At 71.4% G+C, this 15,520-nt stretch carries 14 protein-coding genes; 5 read left to right on the top strand and 9 right to left on the bottom strand.

Annotated elements, in window-relative coordinates:
• Positions 1 to 13: 13 nt before the first annotated feature.
• A complete protein-coding gene (locus LY40_RS01635; protein WP_258935711.1) occupies positions 14 to 304 on the bottom strand; it encodes a DUF2277 domain-containing protein in 291 nt (96 codons plus the stop codon).
• Between the two features lie 139 nt (positions 305 to 443).
• Here LY40_RS01635 and LY40_RS01630 point away from each other — a divergent pair, with 139 nt between their 5' ends.
• A complete protein-coding gene (locus tag LY40_RS01630; protein WP_183786851.1) occupies positions 444 to 1,076 on the top strand; it encodes a TetR family transcriptional regulator in 633 nt (210 codons plus the stop codon).
• A gap of 52 nt (positions 1,077 to 1,128) precedes the next feature.
• Complete coding sequence (locus LY40_RS01625; protein ID WP_258935710.1) at positions 1,129 to 2,304, top strand: NADH:flavin oxidoreductase; 1,176 nt, start codon at positions 1,129 to 1,131, stop codon at positions 2,302 to 2,304.
• Between the two features lie 15 nt (positions 2,305 to 2,319).
• On the opposite strand, the gene LY40_RS01620 is transcribed toward LY40_RS01625, so the two are convergent.
• The 3 genes from LY40_RS01620 to LY40_RS01610 all read right to left on the bottom strand — a co-directional run bounded on the left by LY40_RS01620 (position 2,320) and on the right by LY40_RS01610 (position 4,389).
• The gene (locus LY40_RS01620) at positions 2,320 to 2,940 is read right to left on the bottom strand and encodes an L-threonylcarbamoyladenylate synthase (RefSeq protein ID WP_183786853.1); all 621 of its coding nucleotides are present in this window, start codon (positions 2,938 to 2,940) and stop codon (positions 2,320 to 2,322) included.
• A gap of 26 nt (positions 2,941 to 2,966) precedes the next feature.
• On the bottom strand, positions 2,967 to 3,290 hold the full coding sequence (locus LY40_RS01615) for an STAS domain-containing protein (RefSeq protein ID WP_183786854.1): 324 nt from the start codon (positions 3,288 to 3,290) through the stop codon (positions 2,967 to 2,969).
• Positions 3,291 to 3,459: 169 nt separating this feature from the next.
• The gene (locus LY40_RS01610; protein WP_183786855.1) at positions 3,460 to 4,389 is read right to left on the bottom strand and encodes an AEC family transporter; all 930 of its coding nucleotides are present in this window, start codon (positions 4,387 to 4,389) and stop codon (positions 3,460 to 3,462) included.
• Positions 4,390 to 4,764: 375 nt separating this feature from the next.
• Here LY40_RS01610 and LY40_RS01605 point away from each other — a divergent pair, with 375 nt between their 5' ends.
• The gene (locus tag LY40_RS01605) at positions 4,765 to 5,046 is read left to right on the top strand and encodes a hypothetical protein (protein WP_183786856.1); all 282 of its coding nucleotides are present in this window, start codon (positions 4,765 to 4,767) and stop codon (positions 5,044 to 5,046) included.
• Between the two features lie 27 nt (positions 5,047 to 5,073).
• Here the strand turns inward: LY40_RS01605 and LY40_RS01600 are convergent, their stop codons facing one another.
• Entirely contained in the window at positions 5,074 to 5,970 is an 897-nt protein-coding gene (locus tag LY40_RS01600; RefSeq protein WP_258935709.1) for a universal stress protein, read from the bottom strand.
• A 61-nt stretch (positions 5,971 to 6,031) separates the two neighbouring features.
• Positions 6,032 to 6,922 (bottom strand): universal stress protein, encoded by an 891-nt coding sequence (locus LY40_RS01595; RefSeq protein WP_258935708.1) that lies wholly within the window; start codon positions 6,920 to 6,922, stop codon positions 6,032 to 6,034.
• A 197-nt stretch (positions 6,923 to 7,119) separates the two neighbouring features.
• On the opposite strand from LY40_RS01595, the gene LY40_RS01590 reads away from it, so the two are divergent.
• On the top strand, positions 7,120 to 9,480 hold the full coding sequence (locus LY40_RS01590) for a molybdopterin-dependent oxidoreductase (RefSeq protein ID WP_258935707.1): 2,361 nt from the start codon (positions 7,120 to 7,122) through the stop codon (positions 9,478 to 9,480).
• A gap of 227 nt (positions 9,481 to 9,707) precedes the next feature.
• A complete protein-coding gene (locus tag LY40_RS01585; RefSeq protein ID WP_372497696.1) occupies positions 9,708 to 10,979 on the top strand; it encodes a YeeE/YedE family protein in 1,272 nt (423 codons plus the stop codon).
• A gap of 317 nt (positions 10,980 to 11,296) precedes the next feature.
• Here LY40_RS01585 and LY40_RS01580 read toward each other — a convergent pair whose 3' ends face one another.
• The 3 genes from LY40_RS01580 to LY40_RS01570 all read right to left on the bottom strand — a co-directional run bounded on the left by LY40_RS01580 (position 11,297) and on the right by LY40_RS01570 (position 15,457).
• Positions 11,297 to 12,685, bottom strand: coding sequence for an MFS transporter (locus LY40_RS01580; RefSeq protein WP_183786861.1), 1,389 nt, complete (start codon positions 12,683 to 12,685; stop codon positions 11,297 to 11,299).
• Between the two features lie 155 nt (positions 12,686 to 12,840).
• Entirely contained in the window at positions 12,841 to 14,475 is a 1,635-nt protein-coding gene (locus LY40_RS01575; RefSeq protein ID WP_258935706.1) for an FAD-dependent monooxygenase, read from the bottom strand.
• A gap of 19 nt (positions 14,476 to 14,494) precedes the next feature.
• Positions 14,495 to 15,457: an MBL fold metallo-hydrolase gene (locus LY40_RS01570; RefSeq protein WP_258935705.1), complete on the bottom strand. Its 963-nt coding sequence runs from the start codon at positions 15,455 to 15,457 to the stop codon at positions 14,495 to 14,497.
• Positions 15,458 to 15,520: the final 63 nt, after the last annotated feature.

The following is a 15,520-nucleotide window of genomic DNA, read 5'->3' as shown; positions in this document are numbered from 1 at the left end:
GCGCCGGCACCCGTCAGGCGCGTTCCGCCGCTTCCCCGGCCTGCACCTCGAGACGGCGCTGAACCTCCGGGCGGCGAAGGGGCGGTACGGTGCGCGGCGGTTGGCGCCGCTCCGGCAGCTGCGCGAGCAGACGTGCCGTCGTGGCGGTCACCTCCGCGACGGGCTGTTCGAACGGTTCGCGGGTCGCATCAGACACGCTCTGCACACCGCTGACCTTCCGCACGTACTGCCGCGCCGCCGCCTCGATCTCCTCGGGCGTTGCGGACGGTTCGAGTCCCCGCAGGGTCGTGATGTTCCGGCACATACCCGTGACGGTAGTCCCCGCCCGGCCCGCCGGCGACTGTTCGGCGGACGCCTCCGGGACGACGAGTGCGGGCGATCGGAACCCATCACTGATTGAAACACCACTTGAGGCGAGACCACCGCTGCGCTCTACTGGCGGCATGCCAACGACGGCCCCATCCTCGGCCAGGTCCGCGCCCGCAGCCGACGGGAACCGGCCGACCACCCGTGACCGGCTCCTCGAGGCAGCCGAATCCCTATTGCTCGCGCGCGACATCGACGAGGTCTCGATCCGCGCCATCAACGCCGCCGCGGGGATGAACCCGGCAGCCGTGCACTACCACTTCGGTTCGAAGGACGCCCTGATCGGCGCACTGCTCGAACGGCGCCTGGCACCCCACTGGCACGACGGCCTCGCCCGGCTCACCGGACGCCACCGTGCGGGCGATCCACCGGCGGTCGGTGAACTCGTCGACGTCGTGCTCACCCCGCTCGGCGAGCTGACCCGCACCGAGCACGGCCGGCTGCAGCTGCGACTGCTGGCCCGGGTGGTACTGGCGCGGCGCGACGTCGGGTTCGCCTCCGGCTGGTTCGGACTACGGCCGTGGATCGCACTCCTGCGAGGCGCGATACCCGGACTCGGCGGCACCGAAGCCGCTCGCAGGCTGCTGCTGGCGTTCGACCTCATCCTCCACACCCTGTCCGCGGCCGGACCGGCCGAGCCTCCCACACGCGACAGCTTCCGCTCGCTGCGCGCGTTCACCGTCGCCGGGCTCTCGGCGCCGCCGCGGTGAACCGCCCCGGCCCACGCACAGCCCGTTCCGCACCAGCCGCACCGGAGGGATCGTGACCACTGCCCCGGATGTCTTCAGCTCCGCGAGACTCGGACCAGTCACGCTGCGCAACCGCATCATCAAGGCGGCGACGTTCGAAGGCCGCACACCGGAAGGCGTGATCACCGACGACCTCGTCGACTTCCACGCCGAGGTCGCCCGCGGCGGCGCAGCCATGACCACCGTCGCCTATTGCGCGGTCGCCCCTGAGGGCCGGACCGACCGCCACCAGATCCTGATGCGACCCGAGGCCGTGCCGGACCTGCGCCGGCTCACCGATGCGGTGCATGCGGAAGGGGCCGCCGTCAGCGCCCAGCTCGGCCACGCCGGCCCGGTCGCCAACGGCGCATCGAATCGCCTTCCCGCCCTCGCTCCCCATGCGCTGCCCAGCCCACTCGGCATGCGCATGATGCGGAGGGCGAGCGAGGCCGACCTCGCCCGGATCGTCGTCGCCCACGCGGACGCCGCGCGTGTCGCGGTGGCCGCCGGGTTCGACGCCGTCGAACTCCACTTCGGGCACAACTACCTGATCAGCTCGTTCCTCAGTCCGGCACTGAACCACCGCTCCGACGGCTACGGCGGTTCCCTCACCCGCCGCGCGCGACTGGCGAGGGACACGGCCGCAGCGGTGCGCGAGGCCGTGGGCGACCGTGTCGCCGTCACGGCCAAGCTCAACATGGACGACGGCGTACCGGGCGGGCTCTGGCTCGAGGAGAGCCTGCAGATCGCGCGCTGGCTCGAAGCCGACGCCACCCTCGACGCGCTCGCACTCACCGCGGGCAGCTCGCTGCTCAACCCGATGTACCTGTTCACCGGCGACGCCCCCGTCACGGAGTTCGCGCGCGCCTTCGGGCAACCGTTGCGAACCGGACTGCGCCTGGCCGGCTCGGCCTTCCTGCGCAGCTACTCCTACCGCGACGCCTACCTGCTCGACCGTGCGCTCCAGTTCCGAGACGCCCTCGACCTGCCGCTCGTCCTGCTGGGCGGCATCACCGGCCGCGACACGATGGACCTGGCGATGCGCCACGGCTTCGCATTCGTCGCGATGGCCAGGGCACTGCTGCGCGAGCCCGATCTGCCGAACCGGCTGCGGTCCGAACCGCGGCACCGTTCCCTGTGCGTGCACTGCAACAAGTGCATGCCCACCATCTACAGCCGCACCCGGTGCGTGCTGGCCCCGCCCGCGTGAGTGGCGGGGCGCCCGCTATTCGAACCGTGCGGGATCGCCGGCACCGACCCGGACGATCTCGGGTTCGTCGCCGGAGAAGTCGACGACGGTGGTCGGTTCGACGCCGCAGTCGCCCGAGTCGATCACCGCATCCAACACGTGATCGAGGGCCTCCTTGATCTCCCATCCCTGGGTGAGCGGCTCCTCCTCGCCCGGCAGCAGCAGCGTGCTCGACACGAGGGGCTCGCCGAGCCCCTCGAGCAGCGCCTGCGTCGTCACATGATCCGGAATGCGCACGCCGACGGTCTTCTTCTTCGGGTGCAGCAACCGCCGCGGCACTTCCTTCGTCGCGGGCAGGATGAACGTGTACTGGCCGGGTGTCGCGGACTTGATCGCCCGGAAGACGCTGTTGTCGACGTGGACGAACTGCCCCAACTGGGAGAAGTCCTGGCACACGAGCGTGAAGTGGTGCTTGTCGTCCAGCTTGCGGATGCTCCGGATCCGGTCGAGTCCTTCGCGGTTGTCGAGCGAGGTGCCGAGCGCGAAGCACGAATCGGTGGGATAGGCGATCAGCCCGCCGGAGCGGAGCAGGTCGACGACCTTACCGATCGACCGCGGCTGGGGATTGTCCTGATGTACGTCGTAGTAGACCGCCATGGGCGACACCCTATGCGCCGCGGGCGCTATTCGCTCTCGCGCAGGTCGAGCAACTTGTCCAGACCGGTCACCTCGAAGCCGCGCAGCACCGCGCGGTTGCCGACGATCACGCGCAGCGGCGTGCCGGCCTTTTCACAGCGTTCATGGGCCCGGACGAGGGCGCTGAGCCCGGACGAGGCCAGGAAGGTGACCCCGCTCAGATCTGCGACCACGGCCATGGGGGGCGAGGCCTCCTCGCACGCGGCGTCGAGGGCGGAGTTGAGCTGGGCCACCGTACCCAGGTCCACCTCGCCCTTCGCACGGACGAACAAGGCATCGTCACTTCGGTCGGCCGTGATCACCAGTTCCATATGCTCTCCGTCACCAAGCCGTGTGCACATCGGGTCTTCTCTTGTATCACGGCTGCGCCGTTCCGGCGCTTCGTACGACTGGCCGCGGGTGACGCCGCAGCGCGCCACGACCCGCACGCCACCTCCTCGACAGGGTCGCCGGTGGGCCGTCGCGCTCGCTTCAGCGGCGTCAGCCGACTGCCGCGACCACGGCGAACAGCATCGGCAGCGACACGATCGTCGTCGTGAGTGCGGCATCGCGCGCGAGCTGCACACCCTGGTCGAATCGGACCGCGTAGCCGAAGACGTTCTGCGCGGTGGGCAGCGCGGCGCACACCACCGCCGCGAGCAGCGCGTGCTGGCCTGCACCGATCGCGGTGGCGAGCACCCACGCGAGCAGCGGATGCACCAGGTTCTTCAGTACCACCACCGTGACCAGCGAGGAGCGCAGGTCACGGTCACGACCCGGCAGGGTCGAGGCGTGCAACGAGATGCCGAAGGCCAGCAACATCGCCGGCACCGCCAGATTGCCCATGAGGTCGATCGGGTCCATCACGGCCTCGGGCGGCAGAAAGCCCGTCGCGGAGCAGGCGATGCCGGCCGCACTCGCCAGCGCGAGCGGATTGCGCAGTGGTGCGCTGAACGCCCGCAGCCAGTTCGGGCTGCCGCCGCCGGCACGTTCGGACAGGACGTCGAGCACCGACGTGAACACCGGTGTCAGCACCGCCAGCTGAAACAGCAGGACGGGCGCCACGTCGGCGACGCCGTGCAGGACATAGGTCGCGATCGGGATGCCGAGATTGCCCGCGTTGACGTAGCCGCTGGCCATCGAGCCGACGGTGAGCTCACCGGCCGCCCTGCGCCGCATCAGCCCGAACGGCAGGTACAGCGCGCACGCCAGCGTGCTGGTGACACCCGTGACGAGTAGCGCGGTGGAGAAGACCGAGCCGACATCGGTGCGCGCGAGCGTGCCGAACAGCAGTGCCGGACTGCCGACGAAGAACGCGGTACGGGACAGCACCTGCATGGCCGATCCGCCCAGTGCACCGGATCGGCCGAGGACGTATCCGACCGCGACCACGAATCCGATGACCAGGAACCCTTCGAGCACCCCGTTCATGCGGCTGTCACACGCCAAACCCTAGATCTGTGACTTATATCACTGACTGCCGGGTAGGCGTCATTCAGTCCACTGTGGACCAGCGGGTACCGGCGACGATCCTGACCGGCCGCCGCAACTCCGGCGCAGACCACCCGTTCGCCCGGTGCCGTCGAGCCGTTCCCGCACCGCGCTCCCGGGTGTAGCTTGCCGTGCGGGGAAACGTGCACACACCGAGCGCCGCACACGGCTGGGGTAGGACGGCCACGGCGGGACCCGCACCGGACACGGCAGGGGTGTTCCGGGCGAACCGGACCGTCGGACACTTCCGGCACCTCCCGCGGCGCCGACGGACGCCGGCTTTCGGGTACCGGCACGCACGCGAAGGGAGTCGCCATGATCGAACGCGCGAACGACATCGGCGTCGGAGACCGCGTCACCTATCTGCCGGGCGGTGCGCCGGCCACGCGGCACTGTCTCCAGCAGAACGTCGGCCACGAGAAGGTCGTCCACGGGCACGTCGTCGCACCGCCCGTGCCCGATCCCTACACCGCCGTGGTCTGGCTGCCGACCCGGCCGGACGGTGCCGCCGACGACGTCGAACCGACGTGGGTGCGGCACGACCGCGTCGTCGATTTCACGCACCCGCCGCTCGGCCCACGGCCGCGCCCGGCCTGACCGGCGGCCGCACCGCCTCGTTCCCGGTCAACCCCGGTGCGGCCGGACGATCATGACCGGGCACGAGGCGTGATGGAGGAGCGCCTGGCTCGTCGATCCCAGGAGCATCCCGCGGAAACCACCGCGCCCGCGGCTGCCCGCAACCAGCAACCGCGCGCCCTGCGAGCGTTCCAGCAGCTGCTGCCGTGGTTTGCCCGGCACCACGACACGTTCCACGGCCACGTCCGGATACCGCTCCGGCATGCCGGCCAGCGCTTCCGACAGCACGATCTGCTCGGACTGCTCCCGTGACGAGCTCTCGACCATCTCCGGCATGCCCCATTCGTACTCGACGTCCGCCCACGCGTGTACGGCGACCAGTGGGGCGCCCAGCAGGGAGGCCGTCTGGAACGCGGCGGTCACAGCGGCCGTGCTAACCCCGCTGCCGTCGACGCCGACGACCACCGGCCCTTCGGTCGCCAACCCGCTGCCGCCGCCCCGCACGATGACCACGGGGCACTGCGCGTGCGCGGTCAGCGAGACCGACGTCGAACCGACCAGCATGCCGGTGAAGCCGCCACGCCCGGAGGTGCCGACCACGAGCACGCTCGCCCGCTCCGACTCGTCCACCAGCATCGGGACCGACCCCTGCAGGGGCATGTCGGTCTCGACGGCGAGTTCGGGCGCCCGGGCCGTCACGTGGTCGACCGCCTCGTCGAGGAACTTGCGCCCCTCGTCCTCCATCGACTGATACACCTCGGGACTCGCCGGCAGGTCCCCGCCGTAGAACCCCTGCACGTAGGTGAAGGCGTGCACGATGCGCAGCGGCCGGTTGCTCAGGACGGCCATGTCGGCGGCCCAGTCCAGTGCACGGGTCGCACCGTCCGACCCGTCGGTCCCGACCACCACCGGGCCGTCGCGCAGCACTGGCGGTTCGGTGTCCATACCTGGCGCTCCTTTCGACGTCACCGGACGCGACCCCTCGCGTGTCGCGACCCGGTGAGGATCAGGCTCCCGCATCCTCGTGGCGGATCACGAGCACCGGACACGGTGCGTGGATCACGAGTGCCTGGCTCGTGGATCCGAGCAGCATGCCGGCGAACCCACCGTGGCCCCGGGTACCGACGACCACCAGCTGCGCGCCGTCGGCCTGCTGCAGCAGGGCACGCGCCGGCCGACCCGGTTCGAGCACTTCCCGCACCTCGACGTCGGGGTAGCGCTTCCGCCACGGTGCGAGCCTTTCGTCGAGCAGTTCGTCACCCGCGGTCTCGACATCCGACAGGTCTGTCGAGAACGGGTGCGCGTACGGCCCTTCCGCGGCAACCAGGTCGTTCCACGTGTGCACAGCCACGAGCGGCACCGCACGCTCGTGCGCCGCATCGAACGCATGCCCCAGTGCCGGCCCGGCGTGGTCGGAGGCGTCGATGCCGACAACCACGGGCCCGGTCGTGGGCGGCGGGTCGTCGTGGTGCTCGCCGCGGACCACCACGACGTTGCTGTGCGCATGCGAGGCCAGCGTCACCGCCATCGAGCCGACGAGCATGCCGGTGAACCCGCCGTGGCCGCGCGATCCGATCACCACGCACCGCGCCCCACGCGATTCACCGGTGAGCACATGGCCCGGCTGACCCTCGGTCCGCTGCGCCTCGACCTCGACACCCGGCACCGTCCGGGCGATCTCGGTACGGGCGACGTCCAGCGCGGTCTGGGCCTGTTGCTCCGCGCTCTCCCGCACTTCGGACGACGACGTCGCAAACGCCGGGTAGGCGCTGGTCGGGACGACGTATGCGTGGACGAGGCGCACCGTGTCGCCGCGCCGCGCCGCCTCCTGGGCCGCCCACACGGCCGCGTTCATCGCCGATGCCGACCCGTCGATGCCCGCCACGATCGTTGCCATGAACTGCGCTCCCCTCGGGTGCCTGCCGCCGGCCCGGCCTGCGTGACCACGATCACGTCCGGTCACCGAGTCGGAGATTACTCGCGACCATCCGGTTCGGCAGTGCGCTCGCCCGGCCGCGAGCCCAGGACACGCGCCCCGGACTCACACGACCGTGGCAGCCGCCGCCCGCCCGGCACACGAGTACCGTCGCCGGGGTGACTGGCGACAGTTCGGCAGGCGAGACCATCCGCACCCCGACGACCTTTCACTGGGGCCGCTACGACGTCCTGTCCTCGGGCGACCGGGTCGTGGCGCTGGAACCGCATCCGGGCGATCCGGATCCGTCCCCGATCGGCGCGGGCGTGCCCGAGGTGAACCACGCGCCGTACCGGATCACCCGTCCGATAGTGCGCGAAGGCTGGCTCCGGGGCGACCACGGCTCGGAGCGCGGGCGTGACCGGTTCGTCGCCGTGAGCTGGGACCGCGCGTCCGACCTTGCGGCCGGGGAACTCGCCCGGGTCCGCGACGAGCACGGGCCCGCGGCGATCTACGGCGGTTCGTACGGTTGGGGCAGCGCCGGCCGGTTCCACCATCCCCAGAGCCAGATCCACCGGTTCCTCGCCATGGCCGGCGGGTACACCGCGTCGGTCAACACCTACAGCTTCGCGGCCATGGAGGTCGTCCTGCCGCACGTGATCGGAGGCGGGCCGACCAGCCTGCACGAGCGCGGCCCGACGTGGCGGGAGATCACCGAACACGCCGGCCTCGTCGTCTCCTTCGGCGGGCTGGCAGCCAAGAACACCCAGATGGTGCCGGGAGGTCCGAGCAGGCACACGCAGACCTCGTGGCAACGGGCCGCGGCCGAGGCCGGGGTGCGATTCGTCAACGTCTCCCCCGTGCGCGACGACGCCGCGGCCGACCTCGGCGCGCAGTGGCTGCCGTTGCGGCCCGGAACCGACACGGCGCTGATGCTCGCGCTCATCCACGTGCTGCTCACCGAGGACCTCGCCGACACCGACTTCGCGAACCGTTGTTGCAGCGGCTTCGACCGGCTCCGCGACTATGTGCTCGGCCGCGGCGACGGCACGGCGAAGGATCCGGCGTGGGCAACCGGCATCACCGGAGTGCCTGCGGGCGACATCCGCGACCTGGCCCGCACGATCGCCGCCCACCGCACGGTGATCAACCTCGCGTGGTCGATCCAACGGCACGACCACGGCGAGCAGCCGTACTGGGCGGGCATCGCGCTGGCGGCGCTGTCCGGGTCGTGCGGCCTGCCCGGCGGCGGACCCGCGGGCGGACTGGGCATCGCCGAGCACGGGACCCGCGGCCATCGGCGGATCGCTGCGCTCCCCCAGCCCCCTGGCGGTGCCGTGGCTCGCATTCCCGTCGCGCGCGTCGCGGACATGCTGCTCGACCCGGGCGCGACGATCGACTACGACGGCGAGCGCATCACGTTTCCGGACATCCGGCTCGTGTACTGGGCCGGCGGCAACCCGTTCCACCACCACCAGGATCTCGGCAGGCTCGAACGGGCTTGGCGGCGACCGGACACGGTGATCGTCCACGAATCCTGGTGGAACGCGACGGCCACGCGTGCCGACATCGTCTTCCCGGTGGCCACCACGCTCGAACGGGACGATTTCGCGCTGGGCTCGGCCGACTCCACCATCAGCGCCATGCACCGGGCGGTGCCGCCGCCCGCGGAGGTGCGCACCGACCACGCGGTCTTCGCCGGACTGGCCGAGCGGCTCGGCTTCGGTGAGCGGTTCACCGAGGGCCGCTCCGAGTGGCAGTGGGTGCGCGAACTGTACGACCGCACGCGCGATCGGCTGCGCGACGAGGGCGTCGACCTGCCCGGCTTCGACGCGTTCTGGAACGCGGGCTCGGCGGCACTGCCGGAGAAGGACATGACGCCCGACGGCGGTTCGTTCGCCGCCCTCCGCGCGGACCCCGCGGCCGCTCCCCTCGCCACGCCGTCGGGCAGGATCGAACTGGTCAGCGACACGGTCGCCGCGTTCGGGTATCCGGACTGTCCCGGCATGCCCATGTGGCTCGAACCCTACGAGCGGCTCGGCACGGAGGCGGCCGAGCGCCACGGGCTGCACCTGGTGTCGAACCAACCGAAGACCCGGCTGCACTCGCAGTACGACGGCGGCCGCGTCAGCCGGGAGTCGAAGGTCGGCGGCCGCGAGCCCGTCGACCTGCACCCCGACGACGCTCGTGCCCGCGGCATCGCCGACGGCGACACCGTGCGAATTCACAACGACCGCGGCGCCTGCCTCGCCGGTGCGCGGCTCACCGACGCGGTGCGGCCCGGCGTGGCGGTGCTGGCGACGGGCGCGTGGTACGACCCGGACGCCGACGGACTCTGCCGGCACGGCAACCCGAACGTGCTGACCCGCGACGTCGGGACGTCCCGGCTCGCCCAGGGGCCGACCTCCGGCACCACGCTCGTCGAGATCGAACCGGCGGGCCCGGACGTGCCCGACGTCCGTGCGTTCGATCCGCCCGAGATCGTCGACGACGACACAGGGCACGCGCCCACGACACTGCCTTCCGGGCGTCCCGGATAGTGGACGCCGGTCGCGTCTCCTGCGCACGGACGTAGGCTGCAGAACGGCAGGCACCGGCGCCGAGCCCGGCCCGCCGTCCCCGCTCACGATCGCCGCGTGACGATCACCGCATGACCGCCGCCGAGGGATTCCGAGCGGCCGCGGGCCTGCCACCCATCAACCGGGCGGCCCGGTGGTTCCACTGTGGATCGCCGCGGCCGCGGCATCGCATCGACGCAGGAGCGACCGTGTCCACCGACACCGACCCCACCCCCGTACGCACCTTCCTGACCACGTCGCCGACCTCCGGGCCGGCGCCGCACCGGGAACCCGAAGGCCCCGTGCGGCCGGTGCCCCTCGTCGTCGCGGGAATCGGCGCCCTCGCACTCGCCTGGTACGTCTGGTCCGTGCACGGCGCCCAGTTCGGCGCACTGTTGGTCATCGGGCTGCTGCTCGGGGCGGCGCTGTTCCATTCCCGATTCGGTTTCACCTCCGCCTGGAGGCAGCTGATCGGCGTCGGCAACGGCGAGGGGCTGCGCGCTCACACTCTGCTGCTCGGCACCGCGGCCACGCTCATCGCCCTCGTCATCGGCACCGGCACCGGGCTGTTCGGCACCACGCCCGAGGCCAGTGCAGGACCCATCGGGCTCGCGCTGTTCGTGGGCGCCACCCTGTTCGCGATCGGCATGCAACTGGGTGGTGCGTGCGCATCCGGCACGTTGTTCGCCGTCGGCTCGGGCCAGTCGACGATCGTGCTCACGCTGGGCGGGTTCGTCATCGGCTCGGTCCTCTACACGTTCGCCTTCCCCGTACTCGACGGCTGGCCCGCGGTACCGGGCGTGCTGCTGTCCGACCACGTCGGATGGTTCGGTTCCTGGGCGATCACGCTCGCGGTCCTCCTGCTCATCGTCGTGGCGACCCGGGTCGTCCAGGCCCGGCGCAACCCGCCGCCCGTCGGCACTCCGCCCACCGCGAGGGGCGTCGCCCGGGTGTTCCGCGGTTCCTGGCCGATGCTGGTCGGAGCCCTCGTGCTGGGCGTGCTGGCCGCCGCGGTCGTACTCGTTTCCGGTGGCATCTGGGGTGTGACCACCGCGTTCGCCCTGTGGGGCGCGAAGCTGCTGCAGTTGATCGGTCTGCATCCCGAGACGTGGGACTTCTGGCAGCAGCCACGGTTCGCCGAGATGCTGAGCGACTCGGTGTGGACGGAGAAGACGACGCTCACGAACGTGGGGATCATTCTCGGTGCGGCCGTCGCCGCCGCCGCGGCGGGCGCCTGGAAGATCAGGGCGGAGATCCCGTGGCGCACGGCCGTCGCCGCGGTCCTCGGCGGCGTCCTGATGGGACTCGGCGCCCGCCTCGCCGGCGGCTGCAACATCGGCGCCTATCTCGGCGGCATCTCCACCGGCAGCCTGCACGGCTGGCTGTGGGGCGCGTTCGCGCTGTTCGGTACCTGGGTCGGCATCAAGCTCCGTCCGCTCTTCGGGCTCGGCGTCCCCCGGCCGAGCGATGGCGTCTGCTGATTCGGCCGCTGATCGCGCATGCCGCCTCGACCCGGGCGCCTCGGGTGACTCGGTGAAGGTCATTCAGCGGCTGCTGCGCAGCCGCAACTTCGCCGATCTGCGCGTCGACGGCCGACTCGGGTCGGTCCCAAGTCGGCCGTCGAGAAGCCCAGTCGGTCAACCGGCTCGTCACCGACAGGGTGTGCGGGCCGAAGACCTGGCGGGCCCTCATGTCCTGGCCGGCGGCCTCCGTCGTCGCGTGGCGTCGTGGCCCGCCCTGGACGAGGCCGGGCCACGACGCCACACCGTCCGAATGCGGCACCGGTCGTCGTGCCCCGTCAGGTGCCTGCGCGGTCGGCGGACGCCCGCCCTGCGGCAGCGTCGACCCCGAGGTCGACCCCCTTCGGCTCCTTCACCAGCGACACCGCGCCGCCCGAGATCACCGCGAGCAGCATGATGTACAGGCCGACCGAACCGCCCCATCCGGTGCCCTGCACCAGCAGTTCGGCGATCGTCGGGGCGAACGCACCGCCGAGGATCGCACCGAGCGCATACCCGATCGACACGCCCGAATAGCGCACACTCACCGGGAACATCTCGGCGTACAGGGCCGACATCGGGCCGTAGGAGAAGCCGAGTCCCAGGGCCAGGATCACGATCCCGGCGGCGAACAGCATCAGGTCACCGGTGTCGACCAGCAGGAACATCGGCAGCATCCACACGAACATGAACGCGTAGCCGAACTGGAACGTGCGCACGCGGCCGATGCGGTCCGACAACATCCCGCCCCACAGTGTGGACAGCAGCCAGGCCACCGAGGCGATGACGATCACGGTCAGGATCGCGGACCGCTCCAGCCCGAGCACGTTCGTGCCGTAGGTCAGGAAGTACGCGATGACCAGGTACCCGGCCGCGTTGTTGCCCACGAAGATCAGCGCGGTCAATACGACTTCCCGCTTGTGGCCGCGCATCAGGTCCCGCAGCGGTGCCGACGATTCCTTCCGCCGCTCCAGCATCTCCTGGAACACCGGACTCTCCTCGACGGCCCGCCGGATCGCGTAGCCCACGCCGACCAGCACCACGGAGAACAGGAACGGGACCCGCCAGCCCCACGCCTCGAACTGCGCCGCCGTGGTGAGCGACGTGACCGCCCACAGCATGCCGGTGGCGAGGATCAGGCCGATCGGGACGCCGATCTGCGGGTACGCTCCGAACACCCCTCGCCGGTTCACCGGCGCGTGCTCCACCGACATCAGGGCGGCGCCGCCCCACTCGCCGCCCGCGGAGAATCCCTGCAGGATCCGCAACAGCATCAGCAGGATCGGGGCCGCGACACCGATCTCCGCGTAGGTCGGGAGCAGGCCGATCAGGGTCGTCGCCCCGCCCATCGTGACGAGCGTGAGCACCAGCATCTTCTTGCGGCCGAGGCGGTCACCGTATCGTCCGGCGATGATCGCGCCGAGCGGCCGGAACAGGAAACTGATGCCGATCGTCGCCAGCGACACGACCGCGGCGAGCCCGGGTGACTCCTCGCTGAGCGGGCCGAAGAACAGTGGCGCGAGCACCAGACCGGCGGCCTGCGCGTAGATGAAGAAGTCGAACCATTCGATGGACGTACCGGCGAGGGTGCTGGCCAGCACCTTCCGTTCGCCGGTCGTCAACTTCCGCCGTTCCGGTCGGCGGTCGCCGGCCGCTGCGGATCCGTGCAGTGGGGACTGCGGTTCCATGTGAACTCCGTTGTTCGAACCGTGCCGGGGAGGCGGTCGCCTGCCGGCGCACCGCACCTCGCCCGGCAGGCGGGGCGCGGCGATGAACGAGAATGCGGCATCGGACGGCGTGACGCCAGCCCTCGGCGGGGCCGATTCCCCGGCCTGCGCCGCCGTCACCGGACAGGGGTGGCCGCGCGGCCGCAGGCCCGGCGCAGGACGGGCCCGAGGTCCCGTGGGTCGGTGATCACCGCGGCCACGTACGCGTCCGGTCGCAGCACCCACAGCTCCCCGCTGCGCATGCCCAGCTCGGCCGCCACGGATCCGGTCGGGTCGACGTCGTCGGCCGCCAGCACCCGCAGCGGTCCCGTCCACTCCCCCTCGTCCGTCCCGCCGCGCCTGTTCCCTGCCGTCAGCACGGCCTCCGCCGCAGCCAGGTCCGCCTCCGGCGCCGCCAGGACGAGGAAGCCGCTGCGGGCGAGTTCCCGCAGTCGGGTGCAATCGGCCACCGACACCGGAACGTCGGGAACCAGAATGCCGGGGCCGGGCGACGGCACCGTCGCACGCGGCGGCCTGCCCGCGAACGGACGAGTCTCGTCGACCGTGGTCAGCGGCGAGGCGACGTACCAGAACGGCTCCGCGAGCCGCCCCGAGTCGACCTGCCCGCGCAGCCCCGGGTCGGACACCGCGCCGGTCAGTACGGCCTCCCGCCTGCGCCGCCGGTCCTCGTCGTGCGGGACGAGGAAATCCATGGTCGCCGTCGTCACCGCGAGGTTCTCCTCCGCAGCGGCGTGACGTTCGGCGTGATAGCTCTCCAGCAGCGCCTCGCCCGCCCAGCCCCGCAGCACCCACGCGAGCTTCCACGCGGCATTGTCGGCGTCGCCGACACCCGAGTTCAGCCCGCGGGCGCCGAACGGGGCGTACAGGTGCGCGCAGTCGCCGGCCAGCAACACCCGGCCGACCCGCATCCGGTCCACCACGCGGGAATGGAACCGGTACACCGATGACCAGACGACGTCGTAGCCGACGTCGCCGACGATCGCGCGGATCCGCTCGTCCAGCGCTCCGGACCACTGCTCCGCCACCAGGTCGTAATCCTCGGGCACCTGCCAGTCGATCCGGAACACGCCGCCCGGACACGGGTGGATCAGCACCTGTCTGCCCGGATTCCAGGCCGGGTCGAAGTAGAACCGGCGCTCATCGGCCCAGTCCGGCAGGTCAGCGCGGATGTCGCAGATCAGGAACCGGTCGTCGAACGAGCGCCCGCCGAAGGTCACGCCGAGTGCCCGCCGGACGGACTCCGCGCGGGCACCGGCGCACGCCACCGCATACGCGGCACGCAGGTCTCGGCCACCGACGCACCGGATCGTCACACCGGAGGAGTCCTGCGCGAGTCCCACCACCTCCCGGTCCCACCGGACCTCGATCAGCGGCTGCCGCGCGATCTGCTCGTCGAGGATCTCCTCCACCCGCGCCTGCGAGATGTTCACGAACGGAGGGAACTCCGATACCCCCGCGTCGGGCAGGTGGTCGGCGAACAGTTCGCGGTCACGGTGGAACGTCCGTGCGGTCCGCCACGTCACGCCCTCGGCCGCGATGCGCCGTCCGCCGCCGGCGAACTCCCACACGTCGAGCACGTCGCGCTGCTGGCAGATGGCCTTCGAGCCGACCGGGTCACGCTCCGGTCTGCCGTCGAGCAGCACCACGGGCACGCCCCGGCGGGCCAGCAGCAGGCTCGTCGTCTGTCCGACCGGGCCCGCACCGATCACCGCGACACCACGGGTGGCGACCGCGTCGTCGAGGTCTGCCACGCTTCATCCTCCGCCCGTCTCAGTCCTGCAGCCGGTCCCACACCTCACGGTCGCGCTGGGCCGTCCAGATCACCGGGCGCTCGACGCCGGACAGTTCGTCCCACAGCCGGGAGACGTCGAACGGCAGGCAGTGCTCGAAGATCGGCCAATGCCCGTAGCCGGGTGCCAGTGCGGCGTGGGCGCGGTCGAAAGCCTCCTTGAGCGTGCCTCCGGACTCGTGCACCGCACCGACCTCGCGGAGCATCACGCTGAGGAACTCCCGTGTCTGGGCGATGGCGGCGTCGACGGCCGAGCGGCCCCTCGTGACGCCGCCGCGGCCGCCGACCAACTGCTCGGCACCGTAGGCCGCGACTCGATCCAACGTCGACGACGCCCATTCGCGATGGAACGCGTCGCCGGTGTACAGCGCCGCTTCGGCCTCCACGAGATCGCCCGCGAACAGGATCTTCTGCTGCGGCAGCCACGCCACGAGGTCGCCCTCGGTGTGCCCGCGGCCGCAATGGTCGAGCACCAGGTCTCCCCGGTCGCCGCCGAGGTCGATGGTCAGCCGGTCGGAGAAGGTCAGCGTCGGCCAGGTCAACCCCGGCACCGACTCGGCACCTTTCGCGAGCCGCGGCATCCGCCCGAACTCGCTCTCCCAGTCCTCGGCTCCGCGCTCGGCAACCAGTGCGCGGGTGTTCTCGTGGGCGACGATGACGTCGGCGTCGAATGCCGACGCACCCAGCACCCGCACCGCGTGGTAGTGCGACAGCACCAGGTATCGCACCGGCTTGTCCGTGTACTCGCGCAGCATGGCCAGCCATTCGCGGGCGACGACGGGCGTGGCCAGGGCCTCGAAACAGACGAGGAAGTCCTCGCCCTCGATCGCGCCCACGTTCGGGTCGCCCTCGGCGGTGAGGGCGTACACGCCGTCGGCGAGCACCTCGAGCGTCCGTTCCTTCTCGTCGAGGTCCGCCGACGAGGCGAATGCCTTCTGGGCCACGCTGCCCTCCAGGTCGTGCCGGTGCCCACGCGGACGGGCACACTCGGTCCGCGGCGACGGTAG

The organism is Prauserella salsuginis, assembly GCF_024648885.1.
In the GTDB taxonomy this organism is placed as follows: Bacteria; Actinomycetota; Actinomycetes; order Mycobacteriales; family Pseudonocardiaceae; genus Prauserella; species Prauserella salsuginis.
Note: the sequence above shows the minus strand (reverse complement) of the source record. Positions and strands in the feature narration are given on the sequence as shown.

Coding starts and splice junctions, on each gene's coding strand:
- LY40_RS01635 (WP_258935711.1), bottom strand. CDS start 304: ATGTGCCGGAACATCACGACCCTGCGGGGACTCGAACCGTCCGCAACG.
- LY40_RS01630 (WP_183786851.1), top strand. CDS start 444: ATGCCAACGACGGCCCCATCCTCGGCCAGGTCCGCGCCCGCAGCCGAC.
- LY40_RS01620 (WP_183786853.1), bottom strand. CDS start 2,940: ATGGCGGTCTACTACGACGTACATCAGGACAATCCCCAGCCGCGGTCG.
- LY40_RS01615 (WP_183786854.1), bottom strand. CDS start 3,290: ATGGAACTGGTGATCACGGCCGACCGAAGTGACGATGCCTTGTTCGTC.
- LY40_RS01610 (WP_183786855.1), bottom strand. CDS start 4,389: ATGAACGGGGTGCTCGAAGGGTTCCTGGTCATCGGATTCGTGGTCGCG.
- LY40_RS01605 (WP_183786856.1), top strand. CDS start 4,765: ATGATCGAACGCGCGAACGACATCGGCGTCGGAGACCGCGTCACCTAT.
- LY40_RS01600 (WP_258935709.1), bottom strand. CDS start 5,970: ATGGACACCGAACCGCCAGTGCTGCGCGACGGCCCGGTGGTGGTCGGG.
- LY40_RS01595 (WP_258935708.1), bottom strand. CDS start 6,922: ATGGCAACGATCGTGGCGGGCATCGACGGGTCGGCATCGGCGATGAAC.
- LY40_RS01580 (WP_183786861.1), bottom strand. CDS start 12,685: ATGGAACCGCAGTCCCCACTGCACGGATCCGCAGCGGCCGGCGACCGC.